Origin of the sequence: Bradyrhizobium sp. 157, assembly GCF_023073815.1 — a bacterium.
In the GTDB taxonomy this organism is placed as follows: Bacteria; Pseudomonadota; Alphaproteobacteria; order Rhizobiales; family Xanthobacteraceae; genus Bradyrhizobium.
Genome location: NZ_JADPKF010000019.1, coordinates 20,110 through 38,712 on the forward strand (window position 1 = coordinate 20,110; position 18,603 = coordinate 38,712).

The window sequence follows — 18,603 nt, forward strand, 5'->3', positions numbered from 1 at the left end:
TCCTATATGATTAGTTCCAAAAGCAACGTTATTGCCAGAACACCCGCTCCGGATCTGTGTTCAATTCGTCGATCGCTGCGGTCAGCCGCTGGTAGATGCTGTAAAACTCCCAGAGCCCCCGCATGTGATCTTTACGAAACAGCTTCCATGTCGCGCTCCTCGAGTCATGATGGATCAGCGCTACTTCAATCAAGCCGCCATCTTTGTCGATATTGCCCGAGCAGCAGGGACTCTCGATGAGATAGCCACTCCGTACCGGTTTCACATTCGGCGAGACATAACGATAGCGTTTGCGCGAGCTCAAGCCACGCTCGATCCGCTTGCGATCGAGCTCGTTCGGATGAGCGATAAGTCCGTTCACTACCTTTCTCATCACCGCGGCGTTCATCGCGAAAGCCCCCTCAAAGCATTGTGATCTCTTCTTCAAGACAACCGACGACCAGCCGCTCACCAAACTCGACAACATAAATCGGCAAGTTCGCTTCGGTTTGCATGCCGACCTTCACGATCTCGCCGATGCCGCCGGCGCCCACCAAGAGCCCGTTAGCCGGCGCATAGGGAAAGGAGCCATCGTTAACGAGGTCGACAGCGGCTTTAACTCGCTGGCCCCATTGATATTTCGGGAGGCGCGGCTCGATCATGACGCGATCTCTTCCGGCAACGGCAGGTAGTCGGGTTCGTCGCGCGCTTCCACCAGATCGAGCTCCTTGCGCTTCATGCCGACGCGGTGGCCGCTTTCAAGAAACTCGACGCCATAGATATAGAATTGCTGCAGGAACGTCCCGATGGAGACGACGTAACCCACCTCGCCTTTCTTGGCCAGGATATCGCCGATCTCCTTGCCGGCATAGGTGCCGTCGTTGCGAATGGTGCGCTTGGCCCGTACCTTTTCGCCAAGGTTGAAGAACGGTGGCCCAGTTAGCTCGACTACATCACTGTCGCGGACGATGTTGCTCATTATCACCTCCTTGCGGACTTGCAGGCCAGACGGCCACGCGCGACCTCCTGCACCATACTGTCCTCATTTTCGGTGAGACGAGCCAACTCAAAAGCCGCAACGCGGGTCACCACTTCCCGGCGGACACGCCAATCGGGATCGCACCGCAGAGCGGCAGGAACTTCGGCGACAGTCGCTGCGCGGCGAGCCACGATCTGGCGGACGCAATAGTTCTGGTCAGACAGCATCGGCACCAATTCCTCACCATCGAGCAGAGTCGCGACCACTATCTTCACCTCGCGATGCGAATCGTTGCGCAGCGTCAGGATATTGCTCTTGAGCAGTCGCCGCGCTGCATTCGCGCGCACGGCTTCTTCGGCGCCATCTAGCAGCGGTAGCAATAGAAAGAGATTGACGTGCTTGGCCGCGATGGCTCGCACCTCGAAATGCGGATGCGCAGTGTAGGCATTGGCGAGCGCGGGACTCCAGTTGAAAAAACGGTCGTTGTGCCCGGGATAATGGTCGTTGACACAGGCATGCATCAGCCGGCAGCCGCCCGTTTTCTTCAGCGACAGATGAGTGCAGGCGCTGCAATTGACCTCATGGCCCTGGCAGTCGCGGGCCTCGTCGATGTCATCCGTCATCGTTGCCCTATCCGCTTCAGCACGTCCAGAAGGAGCCTGACACCGATCTTGTCGGTCGGGTCGAGTTCGAGCAGCTTTTTCGTGGCCACGCGCCCTTCGTCCAGATTGCCGAGGCGCATCTGCAAGTAGGCATAGCCCGTTCAGCGAAAACAGATAGAAGCGCGGCAGGATGCTTTCGTAGCTGCCGAACGCGGCATCGGCCGCTTTGACCTGCCTCCAATCGTACGAGAGTCCGTTTTCAAGCGCGGCCTGGGTGATGTAACGCCTGGCGATCTCCAGCGCCTCCGACAATCGGCCCTTGTAGAAATAGAAACGGTGAAGGCCGATCAGGACGGCGGCGTGGCCCGGTGCCAGCGCCTGCGCTTGGTGCAGGTGCTTTTCTGCGATCGCGTCCAGGTGATAGGAGAGCCCGGCCTGCCACATATGATCCTCGGCTTCGCGCGGCAGGCCTTTGCCGAGAAGCGTGTGCGCGATCAGTGCCCTCGCGCTCCCGGAAAGCGGATTGCCTGCTACGTCCAGGTCCATCGGCAGCTTTCCTCTTCGAATGGGCGGCCTTTGTGGCCTTGCTAGAGCAGCACACCTGCTTCGGGGAAGATCAGGCCGGTCTGCGCAGCGGTATCGGTTGAGACAATCGTCACACCGCCGACCAGCGGCCTGCCCCCGGCATAGAGAGAGTTTAGGTCGTTGCGTTCGCCGACTTGCTCACCGGACTCCGGTGCCCGCGCAACACTGATATCGACCGACAATCCCGAGCAACCGCAGGCCGTAACGGCGAGCCGGAAGCCGGTTTCAGCGGCGCAATGGGCGCGCACCTCAAAACTCATGAATTTTTCCGCAGCCGGCGTCAGCGTGGAATTCACGATCCCTTACTCCCTTATGCCCGCGCCTGATAGCGCGGCAATGAGGGATCGAGCACACAGGTATTGTCGACCGGACAGACCGCCACGCATTGCGGCTCGTCGAAATGGCCGATGCATTCGGTGCATTTCTTAGGCTCAATCACGAACGTCCCGCCCTTCTCCGAGATTGCAACATTCGGGCATTCGAGTTCGCAAGCCGAGCAGCCCGTGCATTGTGAGGCGATGATCTTGAACGGCATCGATATGTCCTTACGCCGCCGAAATCAGCGCGCCCTGCCGAATCGCCGCGTTGCCGCGTTCGACATGCTGGATCTCACCGCTTTGCACCTTGTCGAGATAACGCTTGAACCAGGCGATCGCTGATTTCTCGATGAACTCGTGCGCGTATTGATCAAGCGGCTCGATGCCGGCCTTGATCAGCTCGCTCTTCGGGCACCCGCCGATCTTGGCCACGAACACCGCATGGCAGTCATCGATGGCGCGGATGATGGTCGCAAGGCTGCCCTCCTCAGCATAACCGCCCTGGCAGTAGGGATCGGCGCGACGGTGGCCGACGAATTTGGCGCCCGATGTCGAGAGTTCGTACACCTGGAACTCCTTGGCATGTCCAAAATGCTCGTTGATCAGGCCCGAGCCCTTGGTTGCTACCGCGACCAGGAGATTGATATCACTCGTCTCGCCCGCGAGGTCGGCCAGTTTCTGCTGTGTGGCCGCGACCTTGGCCACGCGCTCCTCCTCAACTTTGGCCTGATAGGCTTTACGCGTCTCGAGGTCGTACTTGACATCCATCGCCATGATCTTCTCCGTGGTGAACTCCGCGCCGCGATCCTCGCCGAGCAGGCCGACAGCATCGGCGCGACACTGCCGGCAATGCCGCATCATGTTCATCTCGCCTTCACAAGCGTCCTGCAGCGCCTTCAATTCCTGCGCCGCTGGGCCGCGCTGACCGTTGAGACCGAACACGGTGCCGTGCTGGGGCGCGGAGATCAGCGGCATGATGTTGTGCAGGAACGCGCCGCGCGACTTGACGGCCTTGTTAACGTCGACCAGGTGCTGGTCGTTGATGCCCGGGATCATGACCGAATTGATCTTGCACAAGATCTCGCGCTCCGCGAGCATCTTAAGGCCTTGCAGCTGTCGATTGATCAGCATCTTTGCGGCTTTGACGCCGGTGTAGCGCCTGTGGCCATAGAAAATCCACGGATAGATCTTGGCACCTATTTCGGGATCGACCATGTTGATGGTGATGGTGACGTGGTCGACGTTCAAGCGGGCGATGGTGTCGACGTGATCGGGCAAGGCCAGCCCGTTGGTCGACAGGCACAGCTTGATGTCCGGCGCGGCTTTGGCTACCAGCTCGAACGTCTTGAATGTTTTTTCCGGATTGGCCAGGGGATCGCCGGGGCCGGCGATGCCAAGCACGGTCATCTGCGGAATAGTGGAAGCAACGGCGAGCACTTTCTTCGCCGCCTGCTCAGGGGTGAGCTTCTCACTTACCACACCCGGGCGCGATTCATTGGCGCAGTCATATTTGCGATTGCAGTAATTGCACTGGATATTGCACGCCGGCGCGACCGCGACATGCATGCGGGCGTAATGGTGATGCGCCTCTTCGCTGTAGCAGGGATGGTTCTTCACCTTTTCCCAGATCGCCTGTGGCAGATCGCCTTGGCGGGCCTGCGATCCGCAGCTCGCCTTGTCCCTGCCGCCAAAGGTGCCGCAGCCCTTATGCCGGGTGTGGGCTTGCTTGATCTCGCCGAGACCAGCGGCGCCGCCAAAAGAGCTTGCCTCATTACATTCCGACACATCCATTTGCCATTCTCTCTGCAGGCGGAAACTTCAATTGAGAGTTAGCAACTCGCGTGCCATTAACGGCGCCTCGGAAATTTCTGTCCGATGTCAGGATGTTAGCGATGCCCTCTCGCACGCGACAGATCTTTCGCGGTTGTTGCAAACGTGACAGAAGGCGCAGTGTCGACACTGGAATCCGATCAGGCGCATATCAACGCGTCAAACGACGCTCGCGTTTTACGCTATCCAAGCTCCGCTGAAGGCAAGATCCCATCAGGCAGAGATCAAGATCTCGACCGCGCGCGGAAGCGCAATCGCGAGCGGCGTCAGGGACTGCTCGGCCAGGAAGCGCAGCTCGTTGCGCGAGAGCGCGTCCGGCTCCACAATTGCGTAATGGTTATTGGCTGAGCGTTTGCTGATCTGCCGCGCATAGGTGCGCAACAGCTGGTCGTTGAACTGACAGCCGATGAAGAGGAAGCTTCGCCCGGTCCTCCGCTCCTTGACGATTTCGGGAATCGGCGTCTGGAGGTCGATCTCGGTCAGCACCTCGACATAATCTGCGTCGGAGACCAGGAAGTTCTCGGCGGGCAGCGCGCCACCGTGCGGTTTGTAGAGGACTGTCGTCCAACTGCCAGCCGCAGCGCGATCGATCTCGTTGCCTTCTGCATCATAGAAGCGATACCAGCGGTTTTCGCCGATGCTTGCGCGGGTGATGCCCTGCACCTCGCCCCATCCCTCGTGCTTGCAAAGCGCAGCACGCATTGCGCCGTCATACCAAGCGTCGACGACGACAGGCAGGGATAGTGAGGCGAGATGATGATGCAGCGGCGTCGGATCGACCGGCGCGGCGAAGGCCTGCGCCATCAATGCCGTCACGGTGGAGCGATGCTTATTGCTCTCGATGTGCTGCGCCGACGCCCAGGGATTGCCCTTGACCCGGCGCGGCAGCGCGACCTTGCTGGCGAAAAAGGCGGCTAGCGCCTCCGGCGTCATCGGGACATCCGGCTTGGAGAACTCGGCGACGCCAGGTCCGAGATAGGGAACAATGCTGCCGGCACGCAGCCTAGCTGCGACGTTAGTGAGAATCGCCTCAGCATCGGCCGCGTTTACAAAATCGATTTGTCGGATCGCCTTCATCGCTCGTCCCCGTTCTCGCCACGCTTCCTGGCATTGATGGTGATCGGCAGCGGCGTGTCGCTCGCCATGTCGGGCAGATCGAGCACCCAGCCATTGGCTATTCTGATCCAACCGCCCCACAGCGTCTCGTGCTCGGACTCCACGATCGGCTCTTCAAGATCCTTTTTCGGCACGTAAATCGATAGGCCCGCCTCCGGAGAGCGGCGGATCATGATTTTCATGAGATCAACTCCGTGAATGGGCCGGATCGCTGATGGGATTGGCGCGCTCCCGCGACATGGCGCGCAAGTGAGCTACGATGTCGGACAGAGTGCGGATGACCAGATCTATTTCTTCGACAGCGGTTTCATGCGACAGCGAAAAGCGCACCGCGCCACGTAGGCTCCTCGCCGGCAGGTTCATGGCGCTCAGCACATGAGATGGCTCCATCGAGCCGGAGCTGCACGCTGATCCGAGCGAAGCGGCAATGCCGGCGCGATTGAGATGGTGGACGATCGCTTCGCCTTCGAGATGCTCGAAGGCGATATTAGCCGTGTTCGGCAGCCGGCAGCTGACATCGCCGAGGACCATGCAGTGGCCGTTCTGTAACATCGCTTGTTCCAGGCGATCGCGCAACGCACCAACGCGAACGCGTTCGGCCTCGAGGCGCTCTGCCGCAAGTTTTGCAGCTTTTCCAAGACCGACGATGCCGGGAACGTTCTCGGTTCCGCCGCGGCGCCGTCGCTCCTGTGCTCCGCCCCAAATCAGCGGCCTGAATTTTGTGCCTTTGCGCAAATAGAGCGCGCCAACTCCCTTGGGTCCGTGCAGCTTGTGCGCGGACATCGACAGCATGTCGATATCACTAACCTTTAGGTCAATCGGCACCCTGCCTATGGCCTGCACCGCATCGGTGTGAAACAGCGCGCCGGACGCGCGCGCCATCCTGGCCAGATCTTCAACCGGGAAAATGTTTCCGGTTTCGTTGTTGGCCCACATGACAGACGCTACCGCCGTGCGTGGTCCAAGCGCCCAGCGAAAAGCCTCGACATCAAGTCTGCCGCGCGAATCCACCGGGATCAGATGGGTCTTGACACCCCTTGTCGCCAACTCTTTGACCAGCGCCAGGATCGCCTGGTGCTCGACGGAGGTGGTGACGATCTCGTCCCGCCCCTCCTGGGTCACAAGCGCGGAGAGAATGGCGGCGTTGTTGGATTCGGTGCCGCCAGATGTGAAGACGATCTCATGATCGTAGGCAGCCCCTAACAAGGCCTTCAGGCTGCGGCGCGCCTGCTTCACGGCGCCCGCGACCTTGTTCCCGAAGGCATGAGCGGAGGAGGCATTGCCAAACTGCTCGGTGAAGAACGGCAACATGGCTTCGACAACGCAGGGATCCGTCCGCGTTGTCGCATTGTTGTCGAGATAAACCGACACAAACGCCTCGTTCAATGCCGCGCTTTGGCGGCGCCGGCGACCGGGATCAGGCGAACGAATTCGCCGAGCCTTTCGACCAGTCGCGTCTGAATACCTTCCAGCGTAAAGCTCGAAAGCTTGCAGAACGCGCAGGCACCGGTCAGCTTGACCATGATTTTGTTGCCGTCGATCTCGACAAGCTGACAGTCGCCGCCGTCGCGCTGCAGATTGGGACGGATCTCCTCGATCACAGCGCGAATGATTTGCGCCCGATCGGTCTCAGTCACCGGCGGTTGCTTCAGTTGTTTGGACTCGACCAGCATGCTTCGAGTTCTCTTGTCATCAGCCGAAGGATTTGCCACAGGAGCAGCTCGACCTTGCGTTCGGATTGTCGAACCTGAAGCCCGAACCCTCCAGCGCCACCACGAAATCGATGGTCGTGCCGGCGAGGTGCTCATGGCTTTTATTGTCGACGAACAACTTGACCCCATCGTGCTCGATCACGGTGTCGTCGGGCTTCGGCTCGTCGGCCAGGCCCATCATGTATTTGAATCCGGCGCAGCCGCCGGCCTCGACCGTAATGCGCAGGCCGCTCGCCGGCTGCGGCGACGTTGAAATCGCGCCCTTGACCGCATTCACTGCGCTATTCGTCAGATTAATCATGGATCACCCTTGATTTGCCTCGGTCGGTTGCCTGCGAATTGGCAAGTCGCATGCCAGCGAGCACGCAGTTGAAAATGCTCGCCTTTTCGAATCGCGCCTGTTGGCCTTGCGACGCTTGTCCGGTTCCTGACAACGGTCTTCCAACGATCGCGGCGCGCTTGCCTGTTTTCTTTATGGATTCCGCCGATAAAGCGTGGCGTACGCGGCGGCAAACAACTTGCATTGCGTGTCGCGCCGGCCGAGGTGTCCGGCGATTGTCTTAGATCGAGGAACGATTTTTCATGACAGCAATTGAGAACACCGCGCTCGGCCGGCTGGAGAAGGAGGGGCGCCTGCTCAACGCCGTATTCAAGGGCGCGACCATCAGGCCGGGCCGGTTCGGCTTTCGCGGCGATATCGCGCTGAAATTCCAGGCCCAGGTCGCGGACGAGAAACGGCCGCCCGACTTTTCGATCGAGCAGGTGCTGACGGTCGCCGAGGAAGGCGAAAACACCATTCCGGTGCTGGCCGGCTACCTGCACTCCTTCGCCTATCTCGCTGACGTCGCCAAGGTTCTTGACGGCGCGCTAAGCCCTGACGGCAGCTACTTCATTTTCTGCAACAACATAGACCTGTTGGCGAAATACCGAACCAAGCTCGGCGATATCACCTTCCACGTGCTGCCGTGCGATCAATCCACCGTCTGGAAGGAAATGATGTACCTGGTCGGCGTCGACAAGAACGATATCAAGAGGCTCGATGCGGGTGGCAGGCTCGATTATCTAATCGACGCGGCCAAGCATGTCGATGCGTCCTTTGACGATGTCTCTTACGAATACGGGCTGAAGAAGATGGAGCCTGTGAAAAACCGCAACGAGAACCGGCCGGTCTGAGCGCTGGCTTCAGCTCTTGCCGGAGGGGTCCTCGTCCTCGAGGAGCCGCACGCCGGTGACGCAGATGTCGCCTTCCAACACCGTCAACGTGATGGGCGTGAGTCCGCTACCCTTGCACGGGCCATCAACGCAGCGGCCGGTGCCGAGCTCGAAGGCCGAGCCGTGCTTGCCGCACATCAGTCGGAGGCCGCTGGGATCGAGGAACTGGTTGCGATCCCAGTCGAGATTGACGCCTTTGTGCGGGCATCTGTTGAGATAGCCAAACACCTGCTTACCCCAGCGCACGACAATAATGGGCCACGGCCTGTGGCTGCCGTCTTCGTCTAGTATTACGAGGTGGAAGCCCATGGCGCGCCGACTTGGAATGTCGTTGAAGCCGCAGATCGCATAGGCGGAATTCGGCGGCATCCGTTGCTCGTTCATGACAAGACCCCTGTCATTGATCACCCTGCGATCAGCCCTGCAAAAATCGCGCAAGTGGCGGATCTCCTCACCTTTTGGGGAACCCGATGCGCGACGTCGACCTCATTTCGATGAGCGAGATATTTGATCTGAGGCCGCGTCGACCGCAGCTCCTTCATGTTGCTGTCCAGGACTGACCATTTTGTCGCATCTTGCAGGCGCGACCGAGGCCGCTTCGATGCCTACTACACGGCCTTGCGCCGGCAGCTTCCGGCGTTGCGTGCTAACCAGGCATTGGCGCGGCTCTGGAATCAGGGCGGCTAGCCAGTATGCGCACCAATATTTGGATCACCCGATGGCGACGCTGATCAAAACCACACTGGACGGACACAAGCTCGAGGTTATTGGGCTTGCCATTTGTCTCGACGACAAGCTCGAAGCAATTGAATTGATCGTGATGCTAGCGCACCCGAATCGGCGCGCCATCCTGGCCGCTGTCCCACAGGCCACCGATATGTCCGGGGCGGCGTGCTGTTGACGCGAGAGGGGCGGACATCGCGTTCGCCTCCCTTCAAGCAAGCCGAAGCGACGACGCTGGCAATCCCGGCGCCAGCAACGAACGTTTCCGCATCGCCGCGATGTGGAAGGCGCGCGCGCGAACAGAGGATCGAGTGATCCTCCCTCCCCCTCCGCGGAGGGTCGGGCGAGGGGCTCATCCGCGAGCGCAGCACATGGAGAGTCCCCTCGCCCGATGCTTGGTGTCGACCTCGCTCCGCTCCATAGGAGAAGTAAACAGAGGCGTCGCTAAGCCGCTTCCGCCGAGGCGGGCGCGTGAGTCTGGCAGTCGGTCGGACAGACCCGGGCGCAGGCGCCGCAGCCGATGCAGGCGCCCTGATCATCCATCACCATAATCTTCTTCTCGATCTCATCGTCGTCATCATCGAGATCGACAAGCTCGCCCTCCTCGTTGATCCCCTTCAACGTCATGACGTTCCGACCGCAGACCTTGAAGCAGCGGCCACAGCCGATGCAGTGGTTTGGATCGATCGAGATCAGGTAATCCGGCGTCCAGTTGCGACCATCGCGCGTTGCAAATGACATGCTGGGATCCCCCTTACGTCTTTTCCAGTGCCTTCAGATCCTCGCGCTTTCGCTCAAGTTCGGCAAAGGCATCGTGCGCCTTCTGAGCCACCGCCATGATCGACGTCCAGTTGGCGGGCAATTCCTCCGAAAGGTCGTGCAGATCCATCTTGGCCTGTGTGGCCTTGGTCGACAGCTTTTTTATCTCTACTTTCAGCGTCTCAAGATCGCTCATGAGCTGCCCCTCAATAGTTCGCCACGTCAGGATATTTCTGGATCATCTTGATGCCGCTTCTGACATATTTGCCACCCTCGGCAGCCAGCTTTGAGAGACTGTCGAAGCCGAATCGATGCACATCGCGCAGCTGCTTGCTTAATACGATCAGCCGGCCGCCGATCAGCACCATGCGGCCAAAGCCTTCATGGTGCATCTTCAGCATCGGCTGGATCATCACACCCGTCGCCTTCTCGATCGAGAGGGCAACTGCATTGAAGAACAGCTCCAGCCGCCAGACCGTATCCGGATCGGGATCGCCGACGATAGGCAACGCGCGCCGCTTCTCCCTGTCGAGTATGTAGGGCTCGAGCAGATCGAGATCGCTCTTGTCTTCCCAGGCGCCATTTATGTCCTGAGCGCGCCAGATCCTGACCAGCTCTTTTACGAACGGCGCATCGAGAGCGACGCTCGTGGCTTGCAGTATTTCTACTGTCTCAGTCATATCACCCTCACTTTTCGAAATCGAACGTGCGCTCCTGTCCCCTTGCCAGTGCCTTGCGCAGCCAGGGAGGTGGCGTACCCTTCAGCACGCGTTGTAGCTTTTCGAGCAGGTCAAGTATGCTCTCGGGCTTGTTCACCTTGATGGGATGTATACCGTTCGCCACCACTCGCGCGGCGGCAGATCCGCCGATGGCAACGACATAGAGGATGGCGCAATCCTTGATGGCCTCGAGCTTGGGCGCAAGCTTGTCCTCGTTGCCGTCTTCCTTGACATCGCCGTCGAACTGGAAGGCTTTCAGAAACACGTGCCCGTCTGGCCAAACATCATAGATGGCAATGTTCTTGGCCCAGCCGAAATGCGCATCAACGCGCCTCAAGTCCTGGGTAGCAAATGCGACCTTCATGCAATCGACCTCTCTGTCGCGTCAATAAAGCTGTGGCGGCCGGACCTGCAGGCTGGCGTTGGTGATCGCCAGGTATCGGGCGTCGGCTGGTGATTTTCCTCGCGGTCGGCGATAATGAGATTGGCGATATCGAAGATCAGATCGCGCGTGCCGCGGTAACCGACGGATAGCTGGTGTCCCGCGCCGATCCGATCGAACATTGGAAATCCCGCGCGATAGAACGGAATGTTTAGCCGTGCGGCGGCTTGGCGACCATGCGAATGGGTGATCAAAAGATCGCATGCGCGCGCCTTCGCGAGTTCCTCCAGATCTTCGAGATCGCCGATCAGCACCTCGTTCGTCTTAACGCGCTCGAGCACTGGCGATTGCGTCGTAGTCACGGCCGCAGTGACCTGCGCGCCCATCTCGTGCAGCATGCTGGAGACATCGAACAACAAATCGGGCTCCGCGCCGATCGCGAGCCTCCGGCCAGCGATGTGGAAATGCGCATCGAGCATGGCATCGGCGAGCTGGCCTCGCTGCCGCCGGTATTTTGATGGTATCGGGCGTTCGCTGATCTCGCTCAGGAACGCGATGAATTGATCGTTGGGGATAAGTCCGCAAAGCCGCTCGAACAGGCGGAACGGCACCCCCGCCTTGGCCTGCATGTTTTCCGCTGCCCGCCGCATCTGCGCACCGATGGCAATGGTCCAGCCGGCCCGGCCCATGCTCACGACTTCGTCGACCCCGATGCCGCCGATGGTCGTCGGTGTGAACTCGTCGGGGATATGACCGTCCAGCGATCCCGCCAGATCAGGCAGGAAGGATGGCTTGAGGCCGAAATCCTCCAAAATGGTCCTGAGTTCGTCGAGATCACCCGGCGTTAGGTGACATCCGGGCAGGACATTCACTTGCGCGGGATCGCGCTCAGTCTCGACCGCCGGCGCCTCCACCAGCACCTCGACCATGCGAGCCACTGTCTTCTCCCAACCGTCTTGGAACGCGTCCTTGAAATCGGGCGTCGAGACATAGACCAGAGGAAACTTGGCGAGCTGCGGATGCCTGTCGCGAAGCAGCTTGATGTAGGCGTTGACATCATCGCCATTCGTTTCGGTCACCCCGGTCGAGCAGATCCCGATGATCTCCGGCTTGGTCCGGTTGTAGATGTTGAGTATAGACTGCTCGACATTTTCATAGCCGCCGAGCACGGTCGTCACCTCGCTCATCGCAGTGGTCTGCAGCGGCACCGCCTCCTTGAAATGCCGCACGAACAGTGTGAGCCCGAAGGATGTGCAGCCCTGCGAACCGTGCAGAATCGGCATCGCCCCACGCAGCCCTAAGAAGGCAAATGCGCCGCCGATCGGCTGGCTCACCTTCAGCGGGTTGACCGCACAGGCCTTCTTCGGCGCGGTGACGATGGCCATGACCACATCCTACTCCGCGGCCTGCAGCAAGGCAGGCGGCGAGGAGACCGGCATGGCCGCCAAGATGTCTTCGATCCGCCTCTTGCAGCAGCCACCGACCGCGTCGGTGTGCTGTCTGACTGCCTCGACGCTGGTGAGGCCACGCGAGCGGATCGCATCCTCGATTGTACCGAAATCGACTGCCTTGCAAAGGCAGATCTTGTTCGCGCGGCGGGTCGTCTCGGCAAGTGCGTGATCGAGAGCGATTTCGGCGGCGTGCGGGTCCGTCGGCGCAATGGCCTTGAGGTGCCGAATATTGCCTTTATCGTCCCACGGCGCCGTGCGGCGCAACTGCTCCCACATCGGGTTGAACAGTGCTTTGTCGATCTCCTCGACCAGCTTCACCATCCCGAGGTAGCCCATGTAGGCGTGGTAGCGCTCCTGGTTGATGTCGAGCCAGGGCATCGCCGCCTTGAGCGCGACGAATTGCGACTTGCCGCCCGAGAGCATGATGTCCGCTTTCGCGTCCTTCAGCATCCTATATATTTCGCGCGGCATCATGTCCTCGATCATGTGGGCGTGCTCGCCCATCAGCTCCTTGATCCGCTCCTTGTCCTCCTTGGTGGATTTCTTGACGCTGGTGCCGATCATGTCGAGTCCGGCCTCCTGCAGGGCCGCCACCACGGACCAGGATTTGACGCCGCCGGTGATCAGCAACGCCCTCTTGCCCGCAAAGCGAGGCTTATAGGGTTCGATCGCGGCCCAGGCCCGCGCCTCCTCGCGCGCGATCACCGCCTCGGTGCGCTCGATCAGATCTTCCGGCGCCCCGCGCTCGACTAAAAGTCGCGCAATCTCGCGCAGTGAATCGCTAGAGTCCTGGATGCCGTAGAACGAGCCTTCGAAGAACGGAATGCCGTAACGCTTCTCCATCTTGCGCGCGACATTGATCATCGCCTTCGAACATACCATCATGGCGGCGCGCGCCCGGTGCGACGAGGCGACTTCGCGATATTTGCCATCGCCCGAGATGCAGGAGAGGATGCGGATACCGAGCTCGTCGAAAAGCGGCTTGATCTGCCAAAGCTCGCCCGACAGGTTGTATTCACCGATCAGGTTGATATCGTAGGGCGTGGTGTGGTCTGGCTCTTCGGTGCCGATGACGTGCTCAAGCAAGGCCTCCCCGGCAAGCTTGCAGCCGAGGCTTTTTGGACCTACGAAGCCGGGCGAATTGACCGGAATCACCGGCTTGCCGAATTTCCGAGAAGCAGCCTTGCAGACCGCGTTGATATCGTCGCCGATCATGGCCGGAACGCAGGTCTGATAGACAAAGATCGCCGCCGGATTGTACTTTTCTAAGATCTCCCTGATTGCCTTGTAAAGTCGCTTCTCACCGCCAAACACGATGTCGGTTTCGCTCATGTCGGTCGTCAAGCCCGTGCGCCAGATGCTGGGACCAGATGAAGCTGCACCGCGGTTGTCCCAGGAATTACCCTCACAGGCGATCGGCCCGTGCACCAGATGGGCGACGTCGGTAAACGGTTGCAGCGCGATCTTTGCACCGTCGAAGGCGCAGCCGCCCGCGGCGCTTCCCGGCTGCAGCTGCTTGGTGCAGCCCTTCTTGCGCTCGGCCTCCGACTTGTTGGCGTTCTTGGCGCAGCCCGGCTCGTTAAAGATATTCTGAATGGTGGCTGAAAGCGAACCCATCTCTCTCCCCTTAACCGAGGTTTTCGTGCGCAGCCCTTCGGTCGCCGGGCCCATCGCCGGGCGAGGCTTTCGTCCGCCGGCGATGGCGCATGTCGTCGTCATTAACGAATGATATCGAAGCTGTAGTCAGTCTTGCCGGCAATGTTGGTGTTCTTGTCGATTTCCTCGAAGATCTTATCGAGAATCTTCACCAGCACGTTCATGCCGCCCTGATAGCCCCACACTGGATAGCGGTGATGGTGATGCCGATCAAAAATCGGGAAGCCGATTCGGATCAGCGGAGTGCCAGTGTCGCGCTCCAGATACTTGCCATAAGTGTTACCGATCAGGAAATCGACGGGCTCGGTGAACAGCAACGAGCGCATGTGCCAGAGGTCTCGCCCCCGATAGGCGTGGCAGTTCTGCCCAAACGACGAGCCCGCAAACAGCGCCCGGATTTTCTCCTCCCAGGCCTTGTTGCCGTTGGTGGCGAGCACATGGATCGGTTCGGCGCCAAGTTCTAGCAGGAAGGCAGCTAGCCCATAGCAGAGATCTGGATCGCCATAGATCGCGAATTTCTTGCCATGGATATGCGCGTTGGAGTCAGCCATCGCATCGACCAGGCGGCCGCGCTCTCGCGTCAGTTCCTCTGGGATATCTTTGCCGCTGATGCGCGACAACGCCATCAGGAACTCATCCGTTGCGGACACGCCCACCGGATAGTTGAAAGCCACGACCTCATGGCCATGATCGGAAATGAACGGGAGCGTCTTTTCCGTGCACCACTGCTGCATTGAGATTGTCGCCTTGGCGTGAACCGCGTTCGCGGCGTCTTCCAGCGTAGTGCCGCCGTCATACATCCGGAATTCGCCGTCAGTCGGCGTATCGAACACATCGGAGTTGTCCGCGAGGATGGTGTACTGGATGCCCATCAGTTCGAAGATGCGCTTAATCTCGCGGAGATTACCGACGGTGTACCCGTCAAAGCCGCCGATGAAGTTGATCTTCTCGTTGGGGGCGCGCTCGAGTTTCGGCGCTGTTCCAGCCTTGCCGTCCCAGAAATGCTCCAGTATGCCCTTAAGCGCATTGTCGTAACCGGTGACGTGGCTACCCACAAAGGCTGGCGTGTGCGCGAAAGGCACATCGAACTCCGCCGGAACCGAGCCTTTCTCCTTGGACGTTTTGATAAAGGCGTTGAGGTCGTCACCGATGACCTCAGCCATGCAGGTGGTGGAGACCGCGATCATCCGGGGCTTGTACATGTTGTAGCTGTTGGCGAGCCCATCGATCATGTTGTTCAAACCGCCGAATACCGCAGCATCTTCCGTCATCGACGAGGAGACACAGGAGCTCGGCTCCTTGAAGTGCCGCGACAGATGGCTGCGATAATAGGCCACGCAGCCCTGCGAGCCGTGTACGAAGGGCAGCGTGCCTTCGAAGCCAACGGAGGCGAACACCGCGCCGAGCGGCTGGCAGGCCTTGGCAGGGTTCACCGTCAGCGCTTCCCGCGCAAAGTTTTTTTCACGATATTCGGGCGTCTTAGTCCATTCGCGGATGCGTTCGACCTCCGCGGGATCGCGGGGGTTTTCGAACATCTTCTTCTTGTTGGCCAGCATCTGCTGGTATTCCGGACCGCGGAACAGCTCGAAGTGATCGAGCACGTGTTCTGCATTCTGCGCCATGGTGTCCCTTTCGAATAATCGTGATCAATGTTGCTTCGGCCTCACGCCGAGAGTCTGACAGGCAGGTTATTCCGCAGCCAGAAGCTTCGGCTTGGCGACGTCCTTCCAGGGCGCCTTGGTCTTCCTCCAGATCGGTGAGTTGATGGCTATGTCCATGTCGCGCGCGAAGATCGCAAACCCGTCATAGCCGTGATACGGACCCGAATAGTCCCAGGAGTGCATCTGCCGGAACGGCACACCCATCTTCTGGAACACATATTTTTCCTTGATGCCGGAGCCGACAAGGTCGGGCTGCATCTTCTCGACGAAATGCTCGAACTCGTATCCGGTGACGTCGTCATAGATCAGCGTTCCGTCTTTCACATAATGCTGGGCGGTGCGCTGATAGTCGTCATTGTGCCCGAATTCGTAACCGGTGCCGACGACCTCCATTCCGAGGTCCTCATAAGCGCCGATCACATGGCGCGGACGAAGACCACCGACGAACAGCATCACGGTCTTGCCTTCCAGGCGCGGGCGATATTTTGCGATCACTGCGTCCACCAGTGGCTGATATTTCGCAATCACCCGCTCGGCGCCCTCTTTGATTTTGTCATCGAAATAGTTGGCGATCTTGCGCAGCGACTCCGCGATCTTTGAGGGCCCGAAGAAGTTATATTCGCACCACGGAATTCCGAACTTCTCCTCCATGTGGCGCGAGATGTAGTTCATCGACCGATAGCAGTGCAGCACATTGAGCTTCGCCTTCGGCGTTGCCTCGAGCTCGGCCAGCGACCCGTCGCCGGACCACTGCGCGATCACGCGCAGGCCCATTTCTTCAAGTAAGATGCGGGACGACCAGGTGTCACCGCCGATGTTATAGTCGCCGATGATCGCGACGTCGTAGGGCGTCGACTCAAACTTTGACTTGCTCTCGGGCGCGACCTTCTCGAACACCCAATCCCGCACAGCGTCGTTCGCGATGTGATGCCCTAGCGACTGCGACACACCACGAAAACCCTCGCAGCGAACCGGCACGATGGTCTTGCCGCCATACTCCTTCGACTTCACCCTGGACACCGCCTCGATATCATCGCCGATCAGGCCGATCGGGCATTCCGACTGGATGGTGATGCCGTTGTTGAGCGGGAACAGCTCCTGGATCTCGTCGATGATCTTGGAGAGCTTCTTGTCGCCGCCGAACACGATATCCTTTTCCTGGAAATCGGAAGTGAACTGCAACGTCACGAAAGTATCGATGCCCGTCGTGCCGACGTAATAGTTGCGCCGCGATCCCCACGAGTACTGGCCACAGCCAACCGGACCGTGGCTGATGTGGATCATGTCCTTGATCGGCCCCCAGACCACGCCCTTCGAACCCGCGTAAGCGCAGCCGCGGATCGTCATCACGCCCGGGATGGATTTGAGGTTGGACTTGACGCCACAATCGGACTTGCCGTCCTCGTGCACGTTGAGGTGCTTGGCGCGCCTTTTCGCGGTCTTCTCGGGATAAACCTTGAGCACTTCCTCGATAATCTTTTTATTGCGGGCCTTGATTTCTGCGACACTCCTCGTCGTGACGAGACTCATGCTGATATCCTTCGAAGGTTTCCTGTTTCGAGACGGCTCGGCCATGCGTTTTGCAACGAGCATGCCAGCAGGGCCTGAACGCAAAACTCATCGCGTTTAGAAGTAGATAGTGCGTTCGCACGGCGAGCTGGACTGTTGTTGCAAACCCGACATCGAAGGGACCTAGAGACGTTTGGTTTGTTCCTGTTTCAAACAAAACAACGGTGGCTAGGTGGCTTTGCACCTCCGAAGCCGCCGAAGGGTGCGGTACGCGGCGGGCCTGCTGGCGCAAGCAGCATGTAACCGGGCGAATTTAATGCAGGGCTGCGCCATCCAGGTCCGGCCCGCCACCACCATCCATCGCGAGAAGGCCGATCGGTGCTCACCTTCATCGGCGACGGTGCACATTGTGCGTGCCTCGTCGCCATCCTGATCCTAATGCTATGGGCCAGCCAGCCCACCGCGATGGTCACAGCCGAACCCCCAAGCTGCTGGTCGAGGAGCTCAGCTTGCGCCACGCCGGCCTTCTGCAATTCCTTATGCAAAGTGGTGACAGCGGAGACCGAATCGAACACGGCGTCGACGGGCGATCTTGCGCTGCCCTGACGGCTCTTCGCCGGGCCGGTGCGACCCCTTCTGGGATCGCAACCTCACGCACGGGGCTGCCGAGCTTCTCGTAGGTCTTGAGATTTCCTGATCAATTTCATCGATCGAAGACAGTTTCTTCGGCAGCCGCGTCGGACTTAATAAACGTCTCGAACCGTATCGATACTGGTCGACGTCGATCCGCTGGACTGGTCGGGACCTTCTCTTGTACATGCAACCCGGAGCTCGAGGGAGCACAGTCCCGGTTTCCGATGAGGGCTACTGTGTGCCGGCTCTGCCGCATACCCTCCCCTTATCCTACCCGCCGCTCCGGGCCGGCGACCACGCCAATCAAGCAGCCGGATCAGAAAGTCCGAAGTCTCGATCTTGTCCCGCGTCGCAAGGCCCACTCACCGGCCGCGCCTCTATGCAGGCACGCAGGTATCGGATATCGGACAGACGGCAGCGCATTGCGGCGTGTCGAAATGCTCATCGCATTCCGTGCACTGCTTCGGATCGATCATGTACGTGTCGTTCTTGAGCGTGATTGCAGCATTGGGACATTCGAACTCACATGCGCCACAGACGCTGCACTGGGAGGCCATAATCTTGTAAGCCATCACTGTGATTCCTTGAGGAGGCGAGCCGGACGTCTTCCTCCCTTTCAAGGCGCGTGCCAAAACTTCGGAACTTGATTTATCTCGGAATTTTTCCTTTGCGTTGTCGTGGGCGCGGCGACATGTCGTAACTCCGACACTCCGCAGCTCAGCGTGAAGCGCCTCCGCTTTTCGGAAGAGTAGGCCATCGGATTTTGAGGAGCAGAGCT

Annotated in this window: 24 protein-coding genes and 2 pseudogenes; 2 read left to right on the top strand and 24 right to left on the bottom strand. The window is 59.5% G+C overall.

Translation table 11 applies throughout. The features are described 5' to 3' along the window. Positions 1–28: 28 nt before the first annotated feature. The 13 genes and pseudogenes from IVA95_RS04025 to IVA95_RS04085 all read right to left on the bottom strand — a co-directional run bounded on the left by IVA95_RS04025 (position 29) and on the right by IVA95_RS04085 (position 7,421). Entirely contained in the window at positions 29–388 is a 360-nt protein-coding gene (locus IVA95_RS04025; RefSeq protein WP_247509321.1) for a DUF3024 domain-containing protein, read from the bottom strand. Positions 389–401: 13 nt separating this feature from the next. Then, positions 402–641 carry a nitrogen fixation protein NifZ gene (locus tag IVA95_RS04030; RefSeq protein WP_247509322.1) on the bottom strand — a complete coding sequence of 80 codons (240 nt, stop codon included), beginning with the start codon at positions 639–641 and terminating at the stop codon, positions 402–404. Next, positions 638–958, bottom strand: coding sequence for a nitrogen fixation protein NifZ (locus tag IVA95_RS04035; protein ID WP_247509323.1), 321 nt, complete (start codon positions 956–958; stop codon positions 638–640). The genes IVA95_RS04030 and IVA95_RS04035 overlap by 4 nt, the downstream gene beginning before the upstream one ends. Before the next feature lie 2 nt (positions 959–960). Further along, positions 961–1,581 (bottom strand): 4Fe4S-binding leucine-rich repeat protein, encoded by a 621-nt coding sequence (locus IVA95_RS04040; protein ID WP_247509324.1) that lies wholly within the window; start codon positions 1,579–1,581, stop codon positions 961–963. Beyond that, positions 1,578–2,106, bottom strand: a pseudogene (locus IVA95_RS04045) (hypothetical protein). Before IVA95_RS04045 ends, IVA95_RS04040 begins: the two are co-directional and overlap by 4 nt. Before the next feature lie 41 nt (positions 2,107–2,147). Continuing rightward, on the bottom strand, positions 2,148–2,441 hold the full coding sequence (locus tag IVA95_RS04050; protein ID WP_247509325.1) for an iron-sulfur cluster assembly accessory protein: 294 nt from the start codon (positions 2,439–2,441) through the stop codon (positions 2,148–2,150). Between the two features lie 14 nt (positions 2,442–2,455). Continuing rightward, entirely contained in the window at positions 2,456–2,680 is a 225-nt protein-coding gene (locus IVA95_RS04055; RefSeq protein ID WP_247509326.1) for a 4Fe-4S binding protein, read from the bottom strand. A 10-nt stretch (positions 2,681–2,690) separates the two neighbouring features. Further along, positions 2,691–4,253, bottom strand: coding sequence for a nitrogenase cofactor biosynthesis protein NifB (gene nifB, locus IVA95_RS04060; protein ID WP_247509327.1), 1,563 nt, complete (start codon positions 4,251–4,253; stop codon positions 2,691–2,693). 252 nt (positions 4,254–4,505) lie between these two features. Beyond that, positions 4,506–5,369, bottom strand: coding sequence for an SIR2 family protein (locus IVA95_RS04065; RefSeq protein ID WP_247509328.1), 864 nt, complete (start codon positions 5,367–5,369; stop codon positions 4,506–4,508). Beyond that, positions 5,366–5,590: a putative nitrogen fixation protein NifT gene (gene nifT, locus IVA95_RS04070; RefSeq protein ID WP_247509329.1), complete on the bottom strand. Its 225-nt coding sequence runs from the start codon at positions 5,588–5,590 to the stop codon at positions 5,366–5,368. Before nifT ends, IVA95_RS04065 begins: the two co-directional genes overlap by 4 nt. A gap of 4 nt (positions 5,591–5,594) precedes the next feature. Beyond that, positions 5,595–6,779 carry a cysteine desulfurase NifS gene (nifS, locus tag IVA95_RS04075; RefSeq protein WP_346657977.1) on the bottom strand — a complete coding sequence of 395 codons (1,185 nt, stop codon included), beginning with the start codon at positions 6,777–6,779 and terminating at the stop codon, positions 5,595–5,597. Positions 6,780–6,790: 11 nt separating this feature from the next. Next, the gene (locus IVA95_RS04080; protein ID WP_247509330.1) at positions 6,791–7,081 is read right to left on the bottom strand and encodes a NifU family protein; all 291 of its coding nucleotides are present in this window, start codon (positions 7,079–7,081) and stop codon (positions 6,791–6,793) included. Positions 7,082–7,100: 19 nt separating this feature from the next. After that, on the bottom strand, positions 7,101–7,421 hold the full coding sequence (locus tag IVA95_RS04085; protein ID WP_247509331.1) for an iron-sulfur cluster assembly accessory protein: 321 nt from the start codon (positions 7,419–7,421) through the stop codon (positions 7,101–7,103). A gap of 281 nt (positions 7,422–7,702) precedes the next feature. On the opposite strand from IVA95_RS04085, the gene IVA95_RS04090 reads away from it, so the two are divergent. Further along, positions 7,703–8,293, top strand: a complete 591-nt coding sequence (locus IVA95_RS04090) for a hypothetical protein (RefSeq protein WP_247509332.1) — start codon at positions 7,703–7,705, stop codon at positions 8,291–8,293. A gap of 9 nt (positions 8,294–8,302) precedes the next feature. On the opposite strand, the gene IVA95_RS04095 is transcribed toward IVA95_RS04090, so the two are convergent. Next, entirely contained in the window at positions 8,303–8,701 is a 399-nt protein-coding gene (locus IVA95_RS04095; protein ID WP_247509394.1) for a Rieske 2Fe-2S domain-containing protein, read from the bottom strand. A gap of 349 nt (positions 8,702–9,050) precedes the next feature. Here IVA95_RS04095 and IVA95_RS04100 point away from each other — a divergent pair, with 349 nt between their 5' ends. Next, positions 9,051–9,233 carry a hypothetical protein gene (locus IVA95_RS04100; protein WP_247509333.1) on the top strand — a complete coding sequence of 61 codons (183 nt, stop codon included), beginning with the start codon at positions 9,051–9,053 and terminating at the stop codon, positions 9,231–9,233. Between the two features lie 266 nt (positions 9,234–9,499). Here IVA95_RS04100 and fdxB read toward each other — a convergent pair whose 3' ends face one another. The 10 genes and pseudogenes from fdxB to IVA95_RS04145 form a co-directional block, all read right to left on the bottom strand. Next, the gene (gene fdxB, locus IVA95_RS04105) at positions 9,500–9,796 is read right to left on the bottom strand and encodes a ferredoxin III, nif-specific (protein ID WP_247509334.1); all 297 of its coding nucleotides are present in this window, start codon (positions 9,794–9,796) and stop codon (positions 9,500–9,502) included. 13 nt (positions 9,797–9,809) lie between these two features. Then, positions 9,810–10,010: a CCE_0567 family metalloprotein gene (locus IVA95_RS04110; RefSeq protein WP_247509335.1), complete on the bottom strand. Its 201-nt coding sequence runs from the start codon at positions 10,008–10,010 to the stop codon at positions 9,810–9,812. A 10-nt stretch (positions 10,011–10,020) separates the two neighbouring features. Then, positions 10,021–10,494 carry a NifX-associated nitrogen fixation protein gene (locus IVA95_RS04115; RefSeq protein WP_247509336.1) on the bottom strand — a complete coding sequence of 158 codons (474 nt, stop codon included), beginning with the start codon at positions 10,492–10,494 and terminating at the stop codon, positions 10,021–10,023. Positions 10,495–10,501: 7 nt separating this feature from the next. After that, positions 10,502–10,897 (bottom strand): nitrogen fixation protein NifX, encoded by a 396-nt coding sequence (gene nifX / locus IVA95_RS04120; RefSeq protein ID WP_247509337.1) that lies wholly within the window; start codon positions 10,895–10,897, stop codon positions 10,502–10,504. Continuing rightward, on the bottom strand, positions 10,894–12,300 hold the full coding sequence (gene nifN / locus IVA95_RS04125) for a nitrogenase iron-molybdenum cofactor biosynthesis protein NifN (RefSeq protein WP_247509338.1): 1,407 nt from the start codon (positions 12,298–12,300) through the stop codon (positions 10,894–10,896). Before nifN ends, nifX begins: the two co-directional genes overlap by 4 nt. A 9-nt stretch (positions 12,301–12,309) precedes the next feature. Then, positions 12,310–13,983, bottom strand: coding sequence for a nitrogenase iron-molybdenum cofactor biosynthesis protein NifE (nifE, locus tag IVA95_RS04130; RefSeq protein WP_247509339.1), 1,674 nt, complete (start codon positions 13,981–13,983; stop codon positions 12,310–12,312). A 101-nt stretch (positions 13,984–14,084) separates the two neighbouring features. Beyond that, the gene (gene nifK, locus IVA95_RS04135; protein WP_247509340.1) at positions 14,085–15,644 is read right to left on the bottom strand and encodes a nitrogenase molybdenum-iron protein subunit beta; all 1,560 of its coding nucleotides are present in this window, start codon (positions 15,642–15,644) and stop codon (positions 14,085–14,087) included. Positions 15,645–15,710: 66 nt separating this feature from the next. After that, a complete protein-coding gene (gene nifD / locus IVA95_RS04140) occupies positions 15,711–17,213 on the bottom strand; it encodes a nitrogenase molybdenum-iron protein alpha chain (RefSeq protein ID WP_247509341.1) in 1,503 nt (500 codons plus the stop codon). A 494-nt stretch (positions 17,214–17,707) separates the two neighbouring features. Next, positions 17,708–17,921 (bottom strand): annotated as a pseudogene (locus tag IVA95_RS38960) (Fe-S cluster assembly protein SufB); the annotation flags it as partial. A 281-nt stretch (positions 17,922–18,202) separates the two neighbouring features. Then, positions 18,203–18,397: a 4Fe-4S dicluster domain-containing protein gene (locus IVA95_RS04145; protein WP_247509395.1), complete on the bottom strand. Its 195-nt coding sequence runs from the start codon at positions 18,395–18,397 to the stop codon at positions 18,203–18,205. Between the last annotated feature and the right edge of the window lie 206 nt (positions 18,398–18,603).

Bases quoted from the DNA above. Each gene is read 5' to 3' on its own strand.
- nifD (WP_247509341.1), bottom strand. From the start codon at position 17,213: ATGAGTCTCGTCACGACGAGGAGTGTCGCAGAAATCAAGGCCCGCAAT.
- fdxB (WP_247509334.1), bottom strand. From the start codon at position 9,796: ATGTCATTTGCAACGCGCGATGGTCGCAACTGGACGCCGGATTACCTG.
- nifK (WP_247509340.1), bottom strand. From the start codon at position 15,644: ATGGCGCAGAATGCAGAACACGTGCTCGATCACTTCGAGCTGTTCCGC.
- IVA95_RS04110 (WP_247509335.1), bottom strand. From the start codon at position 10,010: ATGAGCGATCTTGAGACGCTGAAAGTAGAGATAAAAAAGCTGTCGACC.
- IVA95_RS04095 (WP_247509394.1), bottom strand. From the start codon at position 8,701: ATGCCGCCGAATTCCGCCTATGCGATCTGCGGCTTCAACGACATTCCA.
- nifX (WP_247509337.1), bottom strand. From the start codon at position 10,897: ATGAAGGTCGCATTTGCTACCCAGGACTTGAGGCGCGTTGATGCGCAT.
- IVA95_RS04090 (WP_247509332.1), top strand. From the start codon at position 7,703: ATGACAGCAATTGAGAACACCGCGCTCGGCCGGCTGGAGAAGGAGGGG.
- IVA95_RS04035 (WP_247509323.1), bottom strand. From the start codon at position 958: ATGAGCAACATCGTCCGCGACAGTGATGTAGTCGAGCTAACTGGGCCA.
- nifE (WP_247509339.1), bottom strand. From the start codon at position 13,983: ATGGGTTCGCTTTCAGCCACCATTCAGAATATCTTTAACGAGCCGGGC.
- IVA95_RS04115 (WP_247509336.1), bottom strand. From the start codon at position 10,494: ATGACTGAGACAGTAGAAATACTGCAAGCCACGAGCGTCGCTCTCGAT.
- nifN (WP_247509338.1), bottom strand. From the start codon at position 12,300: ATGGCCATCGTCACCGCGCCGAAGAAGGCCTGTGCGGTCAACCCGCTG.
- IVA95_RS04145 (WP_247509395.1), bottom strand. From the start codon at position 18,397: ATGGCTTACAAGATTATGGCCTCCCAGTGCAGCGTCTGTGGCGCATGT.
- IVA95_RS04100 (WP_247509333.1), top strand. From the start codon at position 9,051: ATGGCGACGCTGATCAAAACCACACTGGACGGACACAAGCTCGAGGTT.
- nifT (WP_247509329.1), bottom strand. From the start codon at position 5,590: ATGAAAATCATGATCCGCCGCTCTCCGGAGGCGGGCCTATCGATTTAC.
- nifB (WP_247509327.1), bottom strand. From the start codon at position 4,253: ATGGATGTGTCGGAATGTAATGAGGCAAGCTCTTTTGGCGGCGCCGCT.
- IVA95_RS04030 (WP_247509322.1), bottom strand. From the start codon at position 641: ATGATCGAGCCGCGCCTCCCGAAATATCAATGGGGCCAGCGAGTTAAA.
- IVA95_RS04085 (WP_247509331.1), bottom strand. From the start codon at position 7,421: ATGATTAATCTGACGAATAGCGCAGTGAATGCGGTCAAGGGCGCGATT.
- IVA95_RS04055 (WP_247509326.1), bottom strand. From the start codon at position 2,680: ATGCCGTTCAAGATCATCGCCTCACAATGCACGGGCTGCTCGGCTTGC.
- IVA95_RS04040 (WP_247509324.1), bottom strand. From the start codon at position 1,581: ATGACGGATGACATCGACGAGGCCCGCGACTGCCAGGGCCATGAGGTC.
- IVA95_RS04025 (WP_247509321.1), bottom strand. From the start codon at position 388: ATGAACGCCGCGGTGATGAGAAAGGTAGTGAACGGACTTATCGCTCAT.
- IVA95_RS04065 (WP_247509328.1), bottom strand. From the start codon at position 5,369: ATGAAGGCGATCCGACAAATCGATTTTGTAAACGCGGCCGATGCTGAG.
- IVA95_RS04080 (WP_247509330.1), bottom strand. From the start codon at position 7,081: ATGCTGGTCGAGTCCAAACAACTGAAGCAACCGCCGGTGACTGAGACC.